We start from the raw sequence: 20,124 nt of genomic DNA, 5'->3' as shown, positions 1-20,124 counted from the left end.
CCATGCTGATCGACGAAGAATTCACCCTCAAGAAGCTGGAAATCTTCCTGGCGTTCATGCGCACCGGCAACCTGGCGCGGGCGGCGGCTGAATTGCAGACCAGCAACGTCAGCGTGCACCGGGCGATCCACTCCCTGGAAAACGCCCTGCGCTGCCCGCTGTTCAAGCACGAAGGGCGCAACCTCACGCCGCTGGAAAGTGCCTACGTGCTGGAAGAACGCGCGCAGAAGCTGGTGCAGGATGTGGTCGACAGCGTGCGGGTGACCCGCGAGGCCGCCGGTTTCTCCGCCGAGCGCTTCAAGCTGGGTTCGCTGTATTCGTTGACGGTGAAGACCGTGCCGCAGTTGATCATGGGGCTGAAGATTCGCCGCAGCGAACTCAACATCGACCTGATCCTCGGCTCCAATTTCGACTTGCTGTACAAGCTGAAGAACATGGAAGTCGATGCGATCCTGATCTCCCTCGACGAGCACGCCAACGACCCGGACTGCGAACAGATCGCGCTGTTTTCCGACGACATCTTCCTCGCCACCCCGGCCGACTCCCCCTTCGACCGCGAGCAGGAAATCGACCTGGCGGATGTACGCGACGCTACCTTCATCACCCTCACCCAAGGCTTCGCCACTCACCAGGACGGCAACCGCGTGTTCAAGCAGGCAGGGTTCGAGCCAAAGGTGGCGATGCAGGTCAACGACATCTTCACCCTGCTGAGCATGGTCAGCTCGGGCGTGGGGTATGCGCTGCTGCCGGGGCGGATCGCGGCGGTGTACGAGAACCGGGTAAAGCTGATTCCCCTGCAAGCGCGCTACCGCTTGCAGCAGCACATTGGCGTGGTGTTTCTGAAAGCCAAGGAGCGCGACCCGAACTTGCTCGCGCTGTTGGCAGAGTGCCGGATGTATGCCAATCGGCAGGCTTGAGACCACAACACTCTCTGACTGATGCAAAACCTGTATGAGTGGGTTTCTGTGGTGAGCGGGCAGGTTTTTGGGGCCGCTTCGCAGCCCAGCGCGGGGCAAGCCCGCTCACCACAGAAGCCCCTCACCACAGAAGCCCGATCACCACAGAGGCCCGCTCAACACCGAAAAGCCCCTGGCCATCTCTCTAGCCGACAATCCCGCGCACGATGAAGTAGAGCACCGACGGCCCCAGCAGGCAGCCAAGCCCGGTGTGGAAGGTGGCGGTCAACGCGCCATACGGCACCAGCCGACGATCCGTTGCGGCCAGGCCTGCCGTCACGCCGCTCACGGTACCGGCCAGGCCACCGAACACCATGGCCGAGCGCGGGTTGTCCAGGCCCATCCAGCGGGCCGCCATGGGCGTACCGACCATCACCAGGATCGCCTTGATCAAGCCGGTGGCAATGGACAGCGCCACCACATCCGAGCTTGCACCCAATGCCGCCCCGGTCACCGGCCCGACGATGTAAGTCACCGCGCCCGCACCGATGGTGGTCATGCTGATCGCATCGCGATAACCAAACGCCCAGGCGATGCTCGCGCCCACAATAAACGGCAACACCGTGCCCAGCAGCAAGGCAATCGCACCAATCAACCCGGCCTTGCGCGCCTCGGTGGCCTGCACTTCAAACGCCGTGGCCACGATGGCAAAGTCCCGCAGCATGGCGCCGCCCATCAACCCGATCCCGGAAAACAACGCCACGTCCGCCAGGCCTTTCTGCCCGCCGGTCAGCGTGCCGCCCACCCAGGCCAGCACCAGCCCGATCACAATCGCGATGGCCGAGCCGTGGATGCGTCCGAACGTCAGGCGCTTGGACAGCACCACCGAAATCCACATCACCACGCCGACAAACGCAAAGGCAGTCACCAAGCCGTTATTGGCCAGGCCTTTCTCGATGAGTTCCCACATATCAGCGACCTCCCGCGACAGGTGCAGCCGCGATCAACGGCTCTTCATCGGGCAGCGGTTCGCCTTTGTGCGTACGGCTGATCAAGGCAATCGTGCAACCACACACCACCACCGAACCAATCGCCGCCAGCACCGCCACCGGGCCGCCGTGCAGTGCGGTCACTACGTTTTGTTGCGCCGCCATCGCCACCACCACCGGGATGTACATGGCACCCCAGAAGCCGACGCCCATCTCGCATTCCTTGGTCATGCCGCCGTGCTTGTGCATCCACAACCGCGCGCAGATCAGCAGGATCATCGCGATCCCCACCCCGCCCACGTTGGATTTGACCCCCAGCAGCACGCCGAGCATGTCGCCCAGAATCACGCCGGCCAACATGCAGATCGCCAGCAACGCCACACCGTAAATAATCATGATGGTTGTCCTCAAAGTGCTTCATCGAAATTGTTGTTTTTGTGCTTCGAAAGCCTTGGGTGGTGCTTTATCGGTGGCGGCGGCCCTCCTCTCGCAGCAAGGCCTGCAAGGTGTCCAGGCGGGCGCCTTCGAAGGCGATGACGGTGCCTTGCTCGAACACCCGGCGCGCGAGGCCCGTGAGCACGACGCCGGGAGGCAGCTCGATGTGCAGGCGCACGCCACGCTCATAGGCGCTTTGCACGGTGCCGCGCCAGTCGACGATGCGGCACATGTTGAAGGCCAGGTCGTCGCGCAGGTGTTCGGTGTTGTGGATCGGCCGGGCGCGGGTGCTGCTCAGGTAAGTGATGGCCGGCGGTTTCAATGTCACTTCAGCGAAGGCTTGAGCCAGCGCCTCGGCGGGTTTTTCCAGCAGTGCGCAATGGGACGGCACGCTGACGGCGAGGCGTTTGGCGACGCCGTTGCCGCGAACCAGATGGGCGACTGCGTTCATTGCTTCGTCGCTGCCGGCGATGACCGTCTGGTTATCAGCGTTGATATTGGCCAGGTACACAGGCGTTTGCGGGCTGTGGACCTGGGCGAGCAAGGCTTCGACGGTGGACAGGTCCGGGCCGATGAGGGCGGTCATGCCGTAGCCGTGGGGATACGCCTGCTGCATCAATTCGCCGCGCAGGCTGACGAGTTTCAGCGCATCGGCAAAGTCCAGGGAGCCGGCAATCACGGCGGCCGGATAGGCGCCGATGGACAGGCCGGCGACGTAATCGGGGGTGTGTTCAAGCCAGCGTGCACTGGCCACGCCGGCAATCAGCAAGCACAGCTGCACGGCGCGGGTCGAGGCCAGCGCTTGGGCAGAATCAAGCGTCAGAACGTCCTCGTTCAAGGCTGCACTGGCTTCTTCCAGCACCGCGCGCGGCAGTTGCTGGAGCATGCCGGGACGCTGGGCGCCCTGCCCCGGGAACGCCAGGAGGCTGCTCATGCCACGGCCTGCCAAGGGTCGATCACCAACTGCGCGCCGCTGGCATTTTTCAGCAGTACGCGACGTGAGCTGCCGGCCCACTCACGCAAGGCGACCGCGCCAAAAGGCGTTTGCAGTTGCAGGTCCACGGCGCACACCGCGGTGTCCAGTATCGCCAGCAGGTCCTCTGCATCGCCGCGATCAAGCGGCTCGGGCGTGCGCAAAATCAAATCCAGATCACTCTTGGCGTGCAGCGCTTCGATGCCGCTGGCCAGTTCGAAACCGGCACTGCCGGTGACGCCCCAGTTTTCCTGCGCCAGCACCGGGCGCAACTGAGCGAGGGCCTGCAACGCCGGTAAATCCCGTGGCGAAATCACACCGCGCAGGTCTTCAGGCACAACGCATCTTTGCACGGCTGCCATCGGCATCACGGCGGCGAACCGCTGCTCGCGCAAACGCCCGCGCACCCCCACCGCCACCTGACCCGGCGGCGCAATCGCACGGCGCACCACCACCGGATGCCCGGCGGCCAACGCTTCCAGCACCCAGGCCGGCGCATCGGCGGGCGCATGCGCCGGGGTCATGCCCCAGAGCAAATCGTGAGCGTTCACCATTGCTCCCGCAGCAGTTGGCGCACGTGGCTGGAGGCGGCGCGATTGGTGGCGCCCAGGCGACCGCTCAGGTCACGGCCGCCCGCCTGCACATCCTTGATCGCGTGCACCAGGCAATCGCTGACTCGCGCGACATCTTCAGGAGTGGGCTGCTCAATCTGGCTGACCGACAAGGTCTCCCACAGCAAACCGAGGCTGGCATAGCTGTCGATGTCATAGGCCATCGGCGGCACGCTGGCGGCCAGGGCTTCCAGCTCTTCAACACTGCGCAGGGTCACCCGCGCGGCCGAGGCCTTGCCCATGGCATGCACCATCACGCCGGGGTCGCGCAGGGCAATCAGGCGATTGGCCTGGTAACCATGGGCGAGGAAGGCGCCGGACATCGCCTTGCCGACCAGCAGCGCGATCACCGGGTGACCGGCCAAGCGGGCGCGGGCATAGCTGTCGGCGGCGGCGGCCAGAGCCTGGTGAATGCCAAGGGCTTCTTCGCGACGGCCATAAGCCTGGCTCGGCACATCGACGATCGCAATCAGCGGACGCTTGTCGCCGGTGTTGATCGCTTCGTCCACCGCCTTGGCCAAGCCCCAGCCTTCGAGCAAACCGACTTCACCGTTGCGAGCGCGAGGGAAGCGATTTTGTGGGTCGGTGACCACCGCGATAAAGCGCACCGGCTGATCACCGAGCACACCGTCGGCGACCTTCAGCGAGTTCGGCAAACCGCCCACCGGCGTTGCATCGCCGCTCAATGCGTTGAACCACTGCAAACCTCTCATGAGCGTTCTCCCTGATACAGATCGCGAACCGTCGCCGGGTCGATTTGCGGTTCGGCGTTCAGTGCGGCCAGGCGTTCCAGATAGTGTTCGACCTGACGGCTGCGCTGCTTTTCCGGCAAGCCTTGGTGCAGCAGTTCGGCGACTTGCTGCTGAATCTGCGCCACATCGTCGGCCACATAACGGTCGGCCAAGCCGCTGTTAAAGCGTTGCTCGCCACCGGTCAGGCTCCAGATGAAGGGCCGGTCGCGGGAGTCATATTCCTCAAGCCCGGCTTCCTGTTCGATCACCTGCGGGCCGTTCAGGCCAAGGCGCGCCTCACGGGTCACCAGCAGGTAACTGCACAGGCCGGCCGCGATGGACATGCCGCCAAAACAACCGACGCTGCCCGCCACCACACCGATCACCGGCAGGTACTGGCGCAGGTCGACGATCGCCGCGTGGATATCGGCAATCGCGGCCAGGCCCAGGTTGGCCTCCTGCAAGCGCACGCCGCCGGTTTCCAGCAGCAGGATGGCGCGGGTCGGGATGCCCTTGCGGTTGTCTTCAGCGGCCAACTCCAGCGCGCCGGCCATCTTTGCGCCGCCGACTTCACCGAGGCTGCCGCCCTGGAAATTGCCTTCGATGGCGGCGATGACCACCGGCAAACCGGCGATGCTGCCCTTGGCGATCACCACGCCGTCATCCGCCTGAGGCACCACGCCCTGACGGCTCAGCCACGGCGACATGACGCGCTGGAACGGGTCGATCAATTCGCGATAGCTACCCGCATCGAGCAAGGCCTTGGCCCGCTGCCGGGCGCCGAGCTCGACGAAGCTGTGTGTGTTGAGCAAGTCAGTCATGACCGATCTCCTCGAAGCCTTGCTCCAGGCGCAAACGCACCACGCCGGGGGTGGCGCCGAAGTCGTGGATATCGATGTTCAATGCGGGCGGTGTCTGCTCCTGGAAGATCCGTTCAAACAGGTGCTGCCAACGCAGTTGCGCACCATTGACCGAGGTCTGCACCTGAATCGTCAGGGTGCCGGCAGTGCCCGGTTCCAGCAGCACTTCCAGGTCGCCGGAGCCGACGCAACCCACCAGCGCACGGCTCTTGGCGGGCTGCCCGGCGGGGAATTCAAAGGATAAGGTTTCCATCACAGCGCTCCGTCGAGGCGGTCGATAAACAGGCAGGCGGCCAACAGGTCGGCGGCGCCACCGGGGGACGCATTCAGCGTCAGCAGTTGCTGGTCCAGCTCGTGCAGTTGGCGGCGGCCGGCGAGGCTTGCGCTGCCACCGGCGTCCAGCACCGCTTGGGCACCTTGCTGCATGGCCTGCAAGCCTTCGGGGCCGGCGCGATAAAGCACACAGGTGTCGGCCAGGTCGGTCATGATCGCCAGCAAGGCGTCGAGGCGTGCGTTCTGTTCGCCGTGTTGGTGCAGGCGGCTTTTTTTCAGCTGTGGCAGGCCGCGTTGCAGCACCGAGGGGAAGCCCAGTTGCGCTTCTTCACGGGCACCGCGAGCGCCATAACGTTGTGCGACTTGGGCGCCGTGGCTCAGGGGTTGCGGCGCGTAGCGATCGTTGAGCAGCGCCAGGCGGGCCGCGCGCAAAGCCACTGCGCCGGGGGTGGTGGACTCGGGTTGCAGGGCGGCGGCGGCCACTAATAAGCCAAGTGCCCAGATCGCGCCGCGATGGGTGTTTACGCCGCTGGTGGTGACGAGCATCGCCTCTTCGCCTTCGCGACCGATCCGCCCAAGGGCTTCACGCAAAGGCAAACCGACGTCGCCAAACTCAATAGCCGCTTCGGCCATTTCCTTGAACGCCGGCCACAACGACAGTGCCGAGGCGTGCATCAAGCCGAGGTGCAAATCGGTATGGGCGCCGTTGCCGCGTCGGTCCACCAGCGCCGGTTTTGGCGACAGGTCGGCTTCATCAATCAAGGCGTCGACGGCCATGTCGGCCAGGCGTTCGGCCAGTGTCAGGTCGTGCAGTTTGAGTGCGTGCATTTACCAGCTCCTGAACTTGGCGGGCGGGTTGTACAAACCACCGGACCACGCCACCAGATCGGCCACGCTCTTGGCGGCCAGCAGCTCACGGGTGGCGTCGGTGCGGCGGATGCCGAGGTCTTCGGGCAGTGCGATCAGGCCTTCGCGGCGCATGCGCGCGGTGTCCTTGGGGTTGTGGCGCATGCCGATGGCGGTCACCCCGGCGACGGCGGCGATCATCGCCTGGCGCTCTTCCAGGGAACGGGCCTTGTACAGGTAAGCGATGCCTTCTTCAGTGAGCAGATGAGTGACGTCGTCGCCGTAGATCATGATCGGCGCCAGGGGCATGCCGCTTTTGCGTGCGACTTCTACCGCGTCGAGGGTTTCGACGAAGGTCGGTTTGCCGCCTTCCTGGAAGGTCTCGACCATTTGCACCACCAGCTTCTTGCCGCGTTCGAGCAAGGCTTCCGGGGCATCGTCGTGGCGCATGTCGAGCCACGCGGGGGTGCCATGGCGGCGACCGCGCGGGTCGTGGCCCATGTTGGGCGCCCCGCCAAAACCGGCAAGGCGGCCACGCGTGACCGTGGAGGAATGCCCGTCGCCGTCGACTTGCAGAGTGGCGCCGATAAACAAGTCCACCGCGTATTGGCCAGCCAGTTGGCAGAACATCCGGTTGGAACGCAGCGAGCCATCGCGGCCGGTAAAGAACACATCCGGCCGGGCGGCGATGTAGTTTTCCATGCCCAGTTCGGTGCCGAAGCAATGCACGCTTTCGACCCAGCCGCTTTCGATGGCCGGGATCAGGGTTGGGTGGGGGTTGAGGGTCCAGTTGCGGCAGATCTTGCCCTTCAAACCCAGGGATTCGCCGTAGGTCGGCAGGATCAATTCGATGGCGGCGGTGTTGAAACCGATGCCGTGGTTCAGGGACTGGACGTTGTGTTTTTCATAGATGCCACGGATCGCCATCATCGCCATCAACACATGCACCGGCTTGATATGCCGTGGGTCGCGGGTGAACAGCGGTTCGATGTAGAAAGGCTTGTCGGCGACCACCACGAAGTCGACCCAGCTCGCGGGAATGTCGACGCGCGGGAGGTCGGTGACGTCATCCACCAGTTGGTTGACCTGGACGATAACAATGCCATCGCTGAAGGCCGCCGGCTCAATCAGCGCGGGCGTGTCTTCAGTGCTGGGGCCGGTGTAGATATTACCGGCGCGGTCGGCCATGAAACCGGCGGAGAGCACCACGTTGGGAATCAGGTCCACCACCAGCCGCGCGTAGAGTTCGATGTAGGTGTGAATCGCGCCGATTTCCAGCAGGCCGTCTTCCAGCAACTGGCTGATGCGCAGGGACTGAGTGCCGGCGAAGGAAAAATCCAGCTTGCGGGCGATGCCCTTTTCAAACAGGTCCAGGTGCTCGGAGCGCCCGACGCTGGGCATGATCATATGCAGATCGTGAAGCTTGGCGGGATCGGCCTTGGCCAGGGAGCGGGAGAGGAAATCCGCCTGCTTCTGGTTGTTGCCTTCCAGCACCACACGGTCGCCGGGGAGGATCAGGGCTTCCAGGGCTTCGACGATACGGTCGCTGGGGAGCACGGCGCCGTCGGCGAAAGATCGCACTAACGCCAGCCGACGCTGCTTCTCGTCGCGCCGCCGCGTCCAGCGCGAGTCGGGGGAAGTTGTTGTTGTCATGGTCGCTCCACGGGATGTGCTGTCGTGGGCTGTACCTTAGGAGGGTATTGGGGGGGCATCAATCAAGCTGGGCGGTGGATCGTTACGACTGGAGTAATGGTTCGCCAGCAAACACTGGATTGGGACCAACAGAGATCAAATGTGGGAGCTGGCTTGCCTGCGATGGCATCGCTGCGGTGAGCCTAACTCACTGAGTCGCCCGCATCGCAGGCAAGCCAGCTCCCGCATTTTGATCGGCTGTGTTCTTAAGAATGGACACATGAGTCCCAAAATGGGAACGATCAGTTCCTTTTTGGGACTGATCCCGCTTCGTCACATAGCCGCTGGGCTTACCTGCTCCAACGCCTGATCAACCAGCAACTGCCCCAGTTCACTCATTTGTTGAATGGCCAGCACCACGCCGCGCTGGGAGCCTTCCAATTCGAAGGCCAGGTTGGAGGTCAACGCGTTGAGTGAGGCAAAGGTTTCAGAAGCGTTGGCCAGCAGGGCTTCGGTGGATTGGGAGGGAGTGACGGTGAAGAGTGAAGATGAAGCGGAATTCGGAAAGTAATGATCCATTGCACCCTCGGCAGCGGCCTGGAGTTTGCGGTGTTCGATTTCAGTGTTGTGCGGCGGATTGGGGGTAGGTTTGAACATGATGAAACTCCTAAACAGATGAGTAAGGAGCGCCACCGTTCGCTTGCACGCGAATGAGGGTGGCGACCGTGCGCAGGTGTGCAAGACCGGGCCTGTTTAGGACACCCAGCAGGTCCGAAGACCTCCTGCGCGCAGCCGCCATAAAGCAGCGAGCACAAAAAACGCCCGTTGGATGGCTGGGCGTTTGTACGCCTAAACAGTTTCGTCGGACTTGCACGTCCGTGTCACCGTTTTTTGCGATGACGGACGAAGACTAGGCGCGATCGCAGGGCACAACAAGTTCATGCACAGCGCGAGAGGTTGCAGGAAAAATCCGAAGGCAAACACGCGCCGATTGTTCCTACGAGCTTTTCGGGTTGTTGCTCGGAACCGCCCCATCTAGCCTTCATATCCAAATTAAATAACCGCTGAAAGCGGCCGAATGCAAAGCGCCAACGACCAAGCGGCAAAGCAGTTTTAGTGAGCGGACTTACCTCGCTCACTACAAGGAGCACAGGAAATCATCCATACCGATTGCCTATAACCATACTAGATATCTGTTATTGATCGTATTTGAGCATACATATTAGATAATTGTGTATGCTCAAATACGATCAATAAATATTTAAACGTATGCTTAATGGCATACAATAGGATAGATACGAATACTTCCAGGCTAAAAAAGGTGGCATCTCATGGCCTCATCCGATCTCTCTAAATTGCGCCTGACCCAAGTGGAGCGGGCCCTCGAACCCTTTGAAGCCCTGCGAGGCAAGCCCACGCCGCCGGGAGGCTGGCTACGCTCCATCAGGGAAGCACTGGGCCGATCGTTAAGGGCTCAAGCAGCCTTGGTTGGCGTAGCCTTCGCAACCTTGCAACAGTCGGAACGGGCCGAAGCCGAAGATCGGATCACACTCGCGCAATTACGCAAGCTGGCGGCGGGTTTGGACTGCGAGCTCGTCTACGCCCTGGTGCCGCGAAAACCACTGCACCAGACGGTTGAAGCCCGCGCCGAGTGGCTGGCCAGACAAGAGATTATGGGTGTCACCCACACAATGAGCCTTGAAGATCAGCGGCCTTCAGATACGTTCATCGAAAGCCAGGTGGACGATCGACGCAAAGAACTGCTCTCCGGATCGTGGGCTCGACTATGGCGATAGAGCTTGAACTCAAACCTGGGCAAACACCGTTAGACCTTGATGAAGCCGCAGGCCTGAAGCCAAAGCACATCGGTACTCAAGGTGAACTTGATGAATGGGAAGCGGCAAACATCATCAAGGCCATGCGCTGGCTTGGGCGGCAAAAAAAGTTGGCCGTCCTGGACGAACACTTCTGCCGTCAACTTCACATCAAAATGTTCAGCGATACCTGGATCTGGGCCGGGACGTTTCGCACGTCCGACAAAAATATTGGCTGCGACTGGACGAAAATCTCAGTCAACCTGCGCCAGTTACTCGATAACACGACCTACTGGCTGGAGCACGACGTGTTCCCTGCCGAAGAGGTGGCTGTGCGCTTCCACCACCAACTCGTGTCGTTGCACCCGTTCCCCAATGGAAACGGACGACACTCGCGCCTTATGGCCGACTGCCTCCTGAGGCAGCAAGGGCTCGCTCCGTTCTCCTGGGGAAGCGCGAACCTGATAGCAGCCAGTGAAGTACGCACGTTATATATCCATGCACTGCGTGCCGCCGACATAAATGACTACGGCCCCCTTCAGGCTTTCGTGCGTAGTTGAGCGTATGTTATTGCTTATGGAAATGGGTAGCTCAGGCCAACCCCGCCTCCACCAGCAACGCCTCCAAGCCCATCAAATCCGGCACCTTCGCCACGTGTTCCCCCACCTGCACCGCCGCCAGTTCCAGCGGGCACAACGGCACGTCCACATAACTCAACTGGCTATCGAGCTTGTACGAACGCGGAATCCCCTGGATCACCAACGCAATAAACTTCAACGTCGGCCGTCCTCCAAGGGTGTTCAGCACCACAATCCGTGCCCGTTCGCCCACCACGCCCGACTCGCCACACGCGGCCTCAAAGCTGATCAGCGGCAACTGCCGATCCCGCCAGGTGACTTGCCGCAGGTACCACGGCGGCGCGTCGCTGGCCGGTTCGCCGCGCTGGAAGTCGATCAGTTCGGCCACGGCGACGTTGGGCAATAGCAGGTGACGGTCAGCCAATGGCAGCAGCAAGCCGGTGAGTTGGGTAGCGCGGTGATCAAGCACGGGACTTGCTCCAGTAAGCGATGCTTTCCAGCAGCACCGACTCTTGATAAGGCTTGCCGAGGTAGTCGTTGACGCCTATCGCCATGGCGCGGTCGCGGTGTTTTTGCCCGGTGCGCGAGGTGATCATGATGATGGGCATGCGCATCAGCCGTGGGTCGTCGCGTACCTGGATGGCCACTTCGAAGCCGTCCATGCGCGGCATTTCGATGTCGAGCAGCATCAGGTCCGGGGTGTGTTCTTCCAGCACGGCCATGGCGTCGATGCCGTCCTTGGCGGTGAGTACGTTCATGCCGTTGCGCTCCAGCAGGCGGCTGGTGACTTTGCGCACGGTGACCGAGTCGTCTACCACCAGCACCAGCAGCGGGCGCTTTTTCAGGGGGTCGTTGAGGATCAACGGTGCGTCGGCCACCTGGGCCGGCAAGACCGGTGGCCGTGCGCGGATATGCGCCAGCAGGTCGATGATCAGTACCACGCGGCCATCGCCCAGGATGGTTGCGCCCGACAAGCCCTTCACCCCGGCAAATTGCGGCCCCAGGCCCTTGACCACGATCTCGCGGGTGCCGGCCATGGCATCCACTTGCACCGCCACGCGCCGCTCGTTGCACTGCACCAGCAGCACCGGCAGCGGCTGGTACTGGCCCAGCAGGTTCGGGCGGCCGACGGTGTGCAGCAGGTCGCCGAGGTAGAACAGTTCGTAGCGTTGGCCGGCATATTCGTAACGCGGCGGATCCTGCTGATAGTGCCCTTCCAGCTCGTGGGGCATGACCCGCACCAGGCCTTCGATGGTGTTCAGCGGGATCGCGTATTGATCGTCCGCACATTGCACCATCAACGCCTGGTTGACCGACACGGTGAACGGCAGGCGAATGCGAAAGTGCACGCCCTCCCCCGGCGTCGAATCGATGACCATCGAACCGCCCAGCTGGCGCACTTCTTCATGCACCACGTCCATGCCGACGCCACGCCCGGAAATCTGGGTGATTTTTTCGGCAGTGGAAAACCCCGGTTGCAGGATGAACTGCAACACGTCGCGGTCGCTGATTTCCAGGTTGGGGTCGAGCAAGCCGCGCTTGATCGCCTTGCGCCGTACGGCTTCCAGCGGCACGCCGGCGCCGTCGTCGCGCATGTCGAAAACGATGTCGCCGCCTTCGTGGGTCAGGTCCAGGGTGATACGACCTTTTTCCGGTTTGCCCGCCAGCAGACGCGCATCGCGGGACTCCAGGCCATGGTCGACAGCGTTGCGCAGCATGTGCTCCAGCGGCGCCACCATGCGCTCCAGCACGTTGCGATCCATCTCGCCTTCGGCGTTGCCGACGATAAATTCCACGTCCTTGCCCAGCTCGCCCGCCACTTGCCGCACGATGCGTTTAAGGCGCGGCAGCATGCGTTCGAAGGGCACCATGCGCGTGCGCATCAGGCCTTCCTGCAACTCGGTGTTGATGCGTGCCTGTTGCTGCAGCAGGTTGTGGGCGTCCTGGTTGCGACGGTCGAGGGTTTCCTTGAGGTCGAGCAGGTCGGAGGCCGATTCGAACAAGGCCCGGGACAGTTGTTGCAGCTGGGAATGGCGGTCCATTTCCAGTGGGTCGAATTCCTCGTAGCCCAGGCGTTCGGCCTCAGCCTGCTGGCGGCTGAGGATGCGGCCCTGGGTTTCGGTGTCGAGCCGGCGCAGTTGATCGCGCATGCGCTCGATGGTGGTTTCCACTTCATGCAGGGCGATGCTCGCATCGTTGACCTGTTGCTCGATGCGCCCACGGAAGATCGAGGTTTCACCGGCCAGGTTGACCAGATCGTCCAGCAAGTCGGCGGATATTTTCACCATGTCGGCGGCCGGATCACTGGCCGGCGCCGCTTCGGTTTTGGTCGCCGCCAACGCCACCGGTGCGGCGGTCACTTCAGCCGGATGCACCAGGCTTTTGATCCGCTCGATCAGCAAGTCCACCGAGCCCACCGGCAGCCCGGCCGCCACCGCATCGATCATCTGCGCCAGACGGTCGTGGCAACCTTGCAGCAACGCAAACAGCTCCGCCGAGGGCGCCAGCAAACCTGCCGACAAGCCTTCGTAGAGAAACTCCAGCTCATGGGCCAGGTCGCCAATCGGACCGATCTCGACCATGCGCGCGCCACCCTTGAGGGTGTGCAGGTCGCGAAGCAGGGTCTCGACTTCCTGGCGACTTTTCGGCTCGGCCTGCCAGCGCAACAGCGCGGCACCGGAGCTGTCGAGGATGTCGGCGGCTTCTTCGAGGAAGATATCCAGCAACTCGGGATCAGTGCCCGGCGTCTCGACTTCGGCTGCCGCTACGGGCGCCGCTTGCCCGGTACTTTGGCGCAACTCACGCAAGTGGCTGATCAGGTCGCTGGAGTCGCTCAGCGGTTGCTGGTGTTGCAGCTGTTCAAGCAGCAGCGCCAGTCGCTCATGACTGGCCATCAATACGTTCCCCAGCTCGCCGGAATAGCTGTAGCGACGGTCTACCAGGCCTTCGTAAAGGTTTTCCAACTCGAGTGCCAGGTCGCCCACCGCGCCGATCTCGGCCATGCGTGCGCCACCCTTGAGGGTGTGCAAATCCCGTTGCAAGGATGAGAGCGGCGCGGCGTTATCCGGGTCCAGCAGCCAGCGTTTGAGGGACTGGCCGGCGCTGTCGAGGATGTCCACCGCTTCCTCAAGGAAGATCTCGACGATCTCGTCATCCACCGCAAAGCCCTGGTCCAGCTTCGCCGTGGCGGCGCCGAGTTCGGAGATGCTCAGGGCGCGGCTGCCATCGCTTTTGATCAGGCCGGTGGCGGACGGGTCGAGGCCTTCATCCAGCAACTCGCGCAGGGCTCGCACCCGTGCGGGGGCCGGGCTGATTTCCTGGCCGGCGGCCAGTTGGTCGAGCATGTTGATCAGGGCTTCGTGGGCCTGTTCGGCCTCGTGGAAGAAGCGCTCGCTGACCGCCAGGCTGCTTTCTTCCACCGCGCCGTAGAGGTCGAGCAGGGCTTCGCACAGTTCGTCCATCGGGTGCAGGTCGGCCAGGTGCGCGCCTTCGCCGAGGGTGGTCAATTCGTCCAGCAGCGCACTCAGTTCCTGGCGCTCGCCGGGGTGCTGTTGCCAGCGGCGCAGCAGGCTTTCGGCGTCCAGCAGGATGTCCATGCCCTGGGCCAGGAAGTTATTGATCAACTGCGGGTCGCGCTTGATCCGCAGGCCGGTGTTGGACGCATTCAGCAAGGCTTCAAGCTGGCTGTTCAGCAGGTTCTGCGTGCGTTCGATCAAGCCTGCCGCACCAGTGATGGGCGCATGTGGATCGCTGTCCAGCTGGCGCACACCGCGCTGGAACAGCGCCTCGGCCTCCAGCAGCAATTCGATTTCATCCAGGTCCAGCGGCAGGCGGTGGGCCTTGTATTCGCGGGTCAGGTGGTCGAGCGGGCGCGCCAGCTCGGCAATGGGCAACACGCCGGCCATGTAGGCGCTGCCCTTGAGGGTGTGCAGCGCGCGTTGCAGTTCATCGCTGACTTGCAGCGGCAGGTGCTCGGTGGCCTGTTGCAGGAAATGGTTGAGGCTGTCGAGGTGACTCTGGGCTTCGTTGCGGAAGATTTCCAGCAGTTGCGGGTCCAGGGTGGCCGGGTCTGTGGCCGACGGTTCGACACCGCTGGCCAAGGCATGCGCCCGTGCTGCCAACTCGTCTACGTCATCGCGCTGGCGCTGGGCATCGGCGGCGAAATCGGTGATCAGCTCAGGCAGCAATTCCACCACGTCATCCAGCACTGCTTGCACATCCGGGCCCGGCGCGACGCTGCGTTCCAGCACGCGATTGAGCAGGTTTTCCACCGCCCAGGCCAGCTCCGCCAACACCAAGGCACGGACCATGCGGCCGCTACCCTTCAAAGTGTGGAAGGCGCGGCGCATTTCGGTCAGGGTGGCCTTGTCTTCAAGGCTCGCGGTGCCGGCAGGTACGTAGCGGTGCAGCACGTCGAGGACTTCGGCGGTTTCTTCGAGGAAGACTTCCCGCAATTCATCGTCGATGGCTTCTTCGCCGGCAGGCGGCGGCAGCAGGCTGCCGGGACGCTGGAGAGCCGGCGGGTTGAGGCGCGAGGTGGGGCTGGCCAGCGCATCCGCGAGAAACGGGGTTTGCTCCGAAGGCGAGTCGTCCTGAGCGAGCAGTGCCTGGCGCCAGGGTTTTTCGGCCGGCAAATAGCCGAGCGCTGCGAGGCCTTCGGCGGCGACTTCCAGCACACGTTCGCCCGGGGCGTCATGGTCCTGGAGCATGCGTTCCAGGTAGTACTCGAGGCTGGTGAGCACATCGGCAAAATGCTCAAGCTGCGCCTCGGAAGGCGCGGCATCACTGACCATCAACTGCTCGTTGACGTAATCATTGCAGCCACGCATCAGGCTCGCCGCGCGGGGCAGCGGAATCATCGCCAGCGCGCCGCGTACCTGGGTCAACAACTCGGGCAGCGACTCCAGGCGCTGGCGGTCCCAGTGGGCCTCGATGCAGTCGATCACCAGCTCTTTGGCCTGGGTCAGGCACTGGCAGGATTCGCGGATCACCAGGTGGTGGATCTGCGTCAGGTCGGTGGTGGGCAGGCGACTCTCTTCACGGCGCTCCGGCTCGACAGTGCCGACCATCCCGGCCAGCGTGGCTTCGACGTAGAGCAATGCACCGGCGACGTCCATCAGCACCGCATCGTTGGGCTCGCGCTGCCCCTGGGCCAGGCCGAGCACCACCGCCAGTTGGTCGATGATCACTTTGCGCGGCTGGCCGAAACCCAGTACGGCCAGGGTGTCGGCGATCTGCCGCAAGGGCGCCAGCAAGACCTCAAGGTCCGAGGCGTGTTGACGGTCGCTGCGCACGAACAGGTCCAGGCGTTCCTTGACCCGCACCAGTTCCTCGCACAGCGCGCCGAGCACCGAGCCCATGGCGTCGCGGTCCGGACCGGCCAGGCGGGCGCGTTCGGCATCCACCACGGCGCTGTCGGGCAGGGCTTCATCGAGGCCATAACGTTCTTTCAAACTTTGCATCCGTGGAGTCGGTCGGGTGACTTTGGCGACGTAGAACAACAGGCTCTTGAGCAACTCATCCGGGGCCGGGGTGTTGATCCCGTTGATGCCCTGGATCAGCAGGCGCTTGAGTTCCTTGTCGCAGGCTTTGAGCAAACTGCGCAACGCCGGGCTGTTGGCGACCACGCCAATGAGCATGCCTTCCACCAGCGCCGAGGTCACCTGCCACAACGGTAACAGCGGCGCACCATGGCACAGGGCTTCGAGGCGGGCGAATACCCGCGCCATGTCTTCCAGGTTGCTGGGGCCGTGGTCTTCGCGCAACAAGCCGACCAGCGCCTGTTGCAGCATCTGCCGCCACTGGCGCAGCAACCCGGGGAAATCCTCCGGCGTGCGCTGGGCCAGCGCTTCCTCGGGCAGTGGCGGGATCACCAACAGTTGCGGGCTGAACAGGCTGGTTTCCGAGAGCAGGCTTTCGCCGCGCACGCTGCGCAGGTCGTTGAGCAGCGGCAGTACCACCAAGGGCAAATCGCGCCGGGCGCTGTGCACGCGGTCGAGGTACAGCGGCAATTGGCCGAGGCCCTGTTGCAACAGGCGAATGCCTTCATCGCGCTGGCTGACGCGCGCGCCTTGCAGGGCAAGGGCCAGTTGTTCCATTTCTTCAGCGAACAGCGCCGCGCCGTAGAACTCGACCATCAGCAGGCTGCCATGGACCTGATGGATGCATTCCAGGCACTGGCCGATGGCCTCGCTGCTGCCGTCTTCCACATAGGCGTCCAGCGCCGAACGGGCCTGTTTCAGGGTTTCGGCAATTTCGCCCTTGACCCATTCGAGGGCCACGTAGTCGTGCCGATCAACCATAACCGCTCCCGTCTGAATTCATGAGTTGCTGTGTGACCACCGATTCCAGAATCAATGGAGGTCAAATGTGAGAGCGGGCTTGTTGTGGTGAGCGGGCTTGCCCCGCGTTGGGCTGCGAAGCAGCCCCATCAATCAGTGGTGAACCCGACGGGGGACAAGCCCCCTCACCACAACAAGCCAGCTCCCACAGGGGTTCGGTGGTGCCTGACAGATAGCATTTCACTCATCCACCTGCTTCGCCGCCGGCAACGTGAAGCCCGATACCGACCGCCGCAACTGGCTGGCCATTTTCGCCAGGTTGCCGATGCTCTCGGCAGTGGCCGTGGAGCCCGACGATGTCTGAGTGGTGATCTGCTGAATCACGTTCATCGTCAGCGAAATCTGCCCCGCCGACGACGTCTGCTGCTGCGCCGCGTTGGAAATACTCTGGATCAACGCCGCCAGGGTTTTCGACACGCCTTCGATCTCTTCCAGCGCCACGCCGGCGTCCTGGGCCAGCCGCGCACCGCGCACCACTTCGGTGGTGGTCTGCTCCATGGAAATCACGGCTTCGTTGGTGTCCGTCTGGATCGCCCGCACCAGGGTTTCGATCTGCCGGGTCGCCGCCGAAGAACGCTCCGCCAGCCGCTGCACCTCATCGGCCACCACCGCAAAACCACGCCCGGCATCACCGGCCATGCTCGCCTGGATCGCGGCGTTGAGGGCGAGGATGTTGGTCTGCTCGGCGATGTCGTCGATCAGGCTGACGATGTCGCCAATTTCCTGGGACGATTCCCCCAGGCGCTTGATGCGCTTGGCGGTGTCCTGGATCTGTTCGCGGATGTTGTCCATGCCATGGATGGTGTTGTGCACCACCTCGTTACCCTTGTTGGCGATCTCCACCGAGCGCTCGGCCACGGCCGAAGATTCGGCGGCGTTGGCCGACACCTGGTCGATGGACTGGGCCATCTGGTTGATCGCCGTGGAAGCCTCGGCAATCTGCTGCGCCTGATGCTCCGAAGCCTGGGCCAGGTGCATGGCGGTGGCCTGGGTGTCCTGCACCGCGCCCGCGACCTGGCCGGCGGTGAGGTTGATGGTTGCCACCAGGTCGCGCAATTGGTCCACGGAATAGTTGATAGAGTCGGCGATGGTGCCGGTGAAGTCTTCGGTGACCGAGGCGGTGACAGTCAGGTCGCCGTCGGCCAGGTCTTCGATTTCATCCAGCAGGCGCATGATCGCGTTCTGGTTGCGCTCATTCTTCTCGGCGGTTTCCCGCAGTTGGCGGTTGGTCTCGCGGACCATCACCAAGCCGATCAGGATGATCGAGGCCAAGGCCAGCAAGCCCAGCACGTAGCCACCGATGGTGTCGAAGGTGCGCCCGTCGGCCAGGTTTTCAAAACCGGTGGCCAGGTGTGAGGCCTCGTCCAGCAGGGTTTGCGACAGGTTGAAGATATTGCTCGCCGAGGCGCGCACCTGGAACAGCTGCGGCGAGGTTTCGAGGATTTCGTCCACCGAGCCGGAGACGAATTCGAACAGCTCGGAAATTTCCGCCAATCGGGCACGGGCGTCGTGGTCTTCGACCTGGCTGATGCGCAGGCCGGGGTTGCCCTGGAGCATGCCGTTGAGCACCAGGCCGAAACGGTTGGCATCGCGACCAAAGGCATCGGCGGCCTGCACTGCGGTCTCGTCGCCCGCCAACACGGTGTTCACTGCCCCCAGAATACGTTCGGCCAGCAACGACTGGCGCTGGGCCAACGCCACCTGACTGGCCGGTGCGCCGCGTTGCAGGAGGATGTCGACGACCTTTTCCGACTCCATCTGCAACTGTGGAACGGTTTCCGCCAGGGTCGCGGCCACTTGATGCAACGACAGCACGGTTTGCTCACTGGCCAGAATCGCATCGGCGTTTTTCAGCAGCGCTTCCCAGTCGGTCTGCACGGCGCGCATTTCTGCGCGCACGGCGGTGGGTGCGGCGGGCAGGCCGGTGGCCGGGTCGCCTTTTTTCAGGTAACCCCAGCGCTGGGCAAAGTCGTTGCGCGCATCCCCCAGCAACTTGAACGCAGCGGCCTTGCCGGCGGCGGCCTCGGTGGCGTTCTTGGCGATGCGCTGGGACAGCACCCGCAGTTCACCGGCGTGGCCGATGTACTGTTTATCGTAGGTGGACTGGGTGTTGAGGTACGCGAAGTTGGCGAACAGCAGCATGATGAACACGATCAGCGCGATAAACAGCACGATGATCTGCGAGCGGCTGCGGGACGCTTCCTGAGGTTTGACGGGGGTGACGGTACTCATGCGGCAACATCCATGAAACCTGGAGCCTGGGCCAGGGCGAAGGGGCTGAAGACCTGCCACAGCTGATCGCCGTCAAACTGGCCCTGGATAAACGGCGCGCCGGCCACGGTGCTCGTCGACAATGCGTCTTGTGCAAAATGCTGCATGCCCACCACCTCGTCCACCAACAGGCCGACAAACACGTCCTGATATTCCACCACCAGCACCCGCCGTTGTTTGCGCGCCACCGATCGCTCAAGGCCGAGGAAAGCGCCCAGGTCCATCACCGGCAGAAGGCGCCCGCGCAGGTTAGCCACGCCCTTGACCCACGGCTTGACCCCGGGCATCAAGGTGCAGCGTGGTTCGTGCAGCACTTCGGCGACTTCGCCCATGGGCGCCACGTACCAGTGCTCGCCCAGGCGAAACCCGATTCCGCTCCAGCTGTGCAGCCGGGTTTCCTGGGACGGCAGGTCGGCGGCCAGCAAGCGGCAGCGGCGGTCGATGTCCAGCAGCAGCTCGAAGGCGGTTTGCGACTCGGTCATGGGAACGTGCCGTCAGCCGGCCAGCACCTTGTTCAGGGTGGCGATCAGGGTTTCTTCGTCCACGGGCTTGGTCAGGTAGTCCTTGGCGCCCTGGCGCTCGCCCCAGATCTTGTCGGTTTCCTGGTCCTTGGTGGTGATGATGATCACCGGGATGTGCCCGGTGTCAGGGTCCTTGGTCAACTGGCGGGTGGCCTGGAAACCATTGAGCCCGGGCATGACGATGTCCATCAGGACCGCGTCGGGCTTTTCCTGGCGGGCCAGCGCGACGCCGTCGCCGCCGTTCTGGGCCTTGAGGACAGTGTGACCGTGCTTTTCGAGCATTTCGGTCAGTTTGTACATTTCAGTCGGCGAATCGTCGACGATCAGAACACGTGCCATGGTTTTCCCCACTT

The 20,124-nt window shown here is 63.1% G+C and carries 18 protein-coding genes; 3 read left to right on the top strand and 15 right to left on the bottom strand.

All coding sequences use genetic code 11. The annotated features are described in order from the left end of the window. Positions 1 to 2: 2 nt before the first annotated feature. Complete coding sequence (locus P3C29_RS03705) at positions 3 to 917, top strand: LysR substrate-binding domain-containing protein (protein WP_275963925.1); 915 nt, start codon at positions 3 to 5, stop codon at positions 915 to 917. 184 nt (positions 918 to 1,101) lie between these two features. On the opposite strand, the gene madM is transcribed toward P3C29_RS03705, so the two are convergent. The 10 genes from madM to P3C29_RS03655 all read right to left on the bottom strand — a co-directional run bounded on the left by madM (position 1,102) and on the right by P3C29_RS03655 (position 8,903). Then, entirely contained in the window at positions 1,102 to 1,866 is a 765-nt protein-coding gene (gene madM / locus P3C29_RS03700; protein ID WP_003216820.1) for a malonate transporter subunit MadM, read from the bottom strand. A 1-nt stretch (position 1,867) separates the two neighbouring features. Further along, a complete protein-coding gene (gene madL / locus P3C29_RS03695; RefSeq protein ID WP_003216818.1) occupies positions 1,868 to 2,281 on the bottom strand; it encodes a malonate transporter subunit MadL in 414 nt (137 codons plus the stop codon). 67 nt (positions 2,282 to 2,348) lie between these two features. Beyond that, on the bottom strand, positions 2,349 to 3,254 hold the full coding sequence (gene mdcH / locus P3C29_RS03690; RefSeq protein WP_201125594.1) for a malonate decarboxylase subunit epsilon: 906 nt from the start codon (positions 3,252 to 3,254) through the stop codon (positions 2,349 to 2,351). Then, positions 3,251 to 3,847, bottom strand: coding sequence for a malonate decarboxylase holo-ACP synthase (locus tag P3C29_RS03685; RefSeq protein ID WP_201125595.1), 597 nt, complete (start codon positions 3,845 to 3,847; stop codon positions 3,251 to 3,253). The genes mdcH and P3C29_RS03685 overlap by 4 nt, the downstream gene beginning before the upstream one ends. Next, complete coding sequence (gene mdcE / locus P3C29_RS03680) at positions 3,841 to 4,617, bottom strand: biotin-independent malonate decarboxylase subunit gamma (protein WP_201125596.1); 777 nt, start codon at positions 4,615 to 4,617, stop codon at positions 3,841 to 3,843. Before mdcE ends, P3C29_RS03685 begins: the two co-directional genes overlap by 7 nt. Then, the gene (locus P3C29_RS03675) at positions 4,614 to 5,456 is read right to left on the bottom strand and encodes a biotin-independent malonate decarboxylase subunit beta (RefSeq protein WP_201125597.1); all 843 of its coding nucleotides are present in this window, start codon (positions 5,454 to 5,456) and stop codon (positions 4,614 to 4,616) included. The genes mdcE and P3C29_RS03675 overlap by 4 nt, the downstream gene beginning before the upstream one ends. Next, positions 5,449 to 5,748, bottom strand: a complete 300-nt coding sequence (locus P3C29_RS03670; protein WP_201125598.1) for a malonate decarboxylase subunit delta — start codon at positions 5,746 to 5,748, stop codon at positions 5,449 to 5,451. The genes P3C29_RS03675 and P3C29_RS03670 overlap by 8 nt, the downstream gene beginning before the upstream one ends. Further along, positions 5,748 to 6,596 (bottom strand): triphosphoribosyl-dephospho-CoA synthase, encoded by an 849-nt coding sequence (locus P3C29_RS03665; protein ID WP_201125599.1) that lies wholly within the window; start codon positions 6,594 to 6,596, stop codon positions 5,748 to 5,750. The genes P3C29_RS03670 and P3C29_RS03665 overlap by 1 nt, the downstream gene beginning before the upstream one ends. Beyond that, complete coding sequence (mdcA, locus tag P3C29_RS03660; protein WP_201125600.1) at positions 6,597 to 8,267, bottom strand: malonate decarboxylase subunit alpha; 1,671 nt, start codon at positions 8,265 to 8,267, stop codon at positions 6,597 to 6,599. It abuts the gene before it with no gap. 312 nt (positions 8,268 to 8,579) lie between these two features. Further along, positions 8,580 to 8,903 (bottom strand): DUF6124 family protein, encoded by a 324-nt coding sequence (locus P3C29_RS03655; RefSeq protein WP_275963924.1) that lies wholly within the window; start codon positions 8,901 to 8,903, stop codon positions 8,580 to 8,582. A gap of 674 nt (positions 8,904 to 9,577) precedes the next feature. Here P3C29_RS03655 and P3C29_RS03650 point away from each other — a divergent pair. Both P3C29_RS03650 and P3C29_RS03645 read left to right on the top strand, forming a co-directional pair. Further along, positions 9,578 to 10,042, top strand: a complete 465-nt coding sequence (locus P3C29_RS03650; RefSeq protein ID WP_177086924.1) for a mobile mystery protein A — start codon at positions 9,578 to 9,580, stop codon at positions 10,040 to 10,042. Then, positions 10,033 to 10,620: a mobile mystery protein B gene (locus P3C29_RS03645; RefSeq protein ID WP_275963923.1), complete on the top strand. Its 588-nt coding sequence runs from the start codon at positions 10,033 to 10,035 to the stop codon at positions 10,618 to 10,620. Before P3C29_RS03650 ends, P3C29_RS03645 begins: the two co-directional genes overlap by 10 nt. Positions 10,621 to 10,651: 31 nt before the next feature. Here the strand turns inward: P3C29_RS03645 and P3C29_RS03640 are convergent, their stop codons facing one another. The 5 genes from P3C29_RS03640 to pilH all read right to left on the bottom strand — a co-directional run bounded on the left by P3C29_RS03640 (position 10,652) and on the right by pilH (position 20,110). After that, a complete protein-coding gene (locus P3C29_RS03640; protein WP_088425480.1) occupies positions 10,652 to 11,107 on the bottom strand; it encodes a chemotaxis protein CheW in 456 nt (151 codons plus the stop codon). Continuing rightward, positions 11,100 to 16,940, bottom strand: a complete 5,841-nt coding sequence (locus tag P3C29_RS03635) for an Hpt domain-containing protein (protein ID WP_275963922.1) — start codon at positions 16,938 to 16,940, stop codon at positions 11,100 to 11,102. The genes P3C29_RS03640 and P3C29_RS03635 overlap by 8 nt, the downstream gene beginning before the upstream one ends. Positions 16,941 to 17,159: 219 nt before the next feature. Next, a complete protein-coding gene (locus P3C29_RS03630) occupies positions 17,160 to 19,211 on the bottom strand; it encodes a methyl-accepting chemotaxis protein (RefSeq protein ID WP_275963921.1) in 2,052 nt (683 codons plus the stop codon). Beyond that, positions 19,208 to 19,732, bottom strand: coding sequence for a chemotaxis protein CheW (locus P3C29_RS03625; RefSeq protein WP_010167666.1), 525 nt, complete (start codon positions 19,730 to 19,732; stop codon positions 19,208 to 19,210). Before P3C29_RS03625 ends, P3C29_RS03630 begins: the two co-directional genes overlap by 4 nt. Before the next feature lie 12 nt (positions 19,733 to 19,744). Then, on the bottom strand, positions 19,745 to 20,110 hold the full coding sequence (gene pilH / locus P3C29_RS03620) for a twitching motility response regulator PilH (protein ID WP_010167668.1): 366 nt from the start codon (positions 20,108 to 20,110) through the stop codon (positions 19,745 to 19,747). Positions 20,111 to 20,124 lie beyond the last annotated feature (14 nt).

Source organism: Pseudomonas sp. 1912-s, from assembly GCF_029269205.1.
Taxonomy (GTDB): Bacteria; Pseudomonadota; Gammaproteobacteria; order Pseudomonadales; family Pseudomonadaceae; genus Aquipseudomonas.
This window is presented reverse-complemented; position numbering and strand designations above follow the sequence as displayed.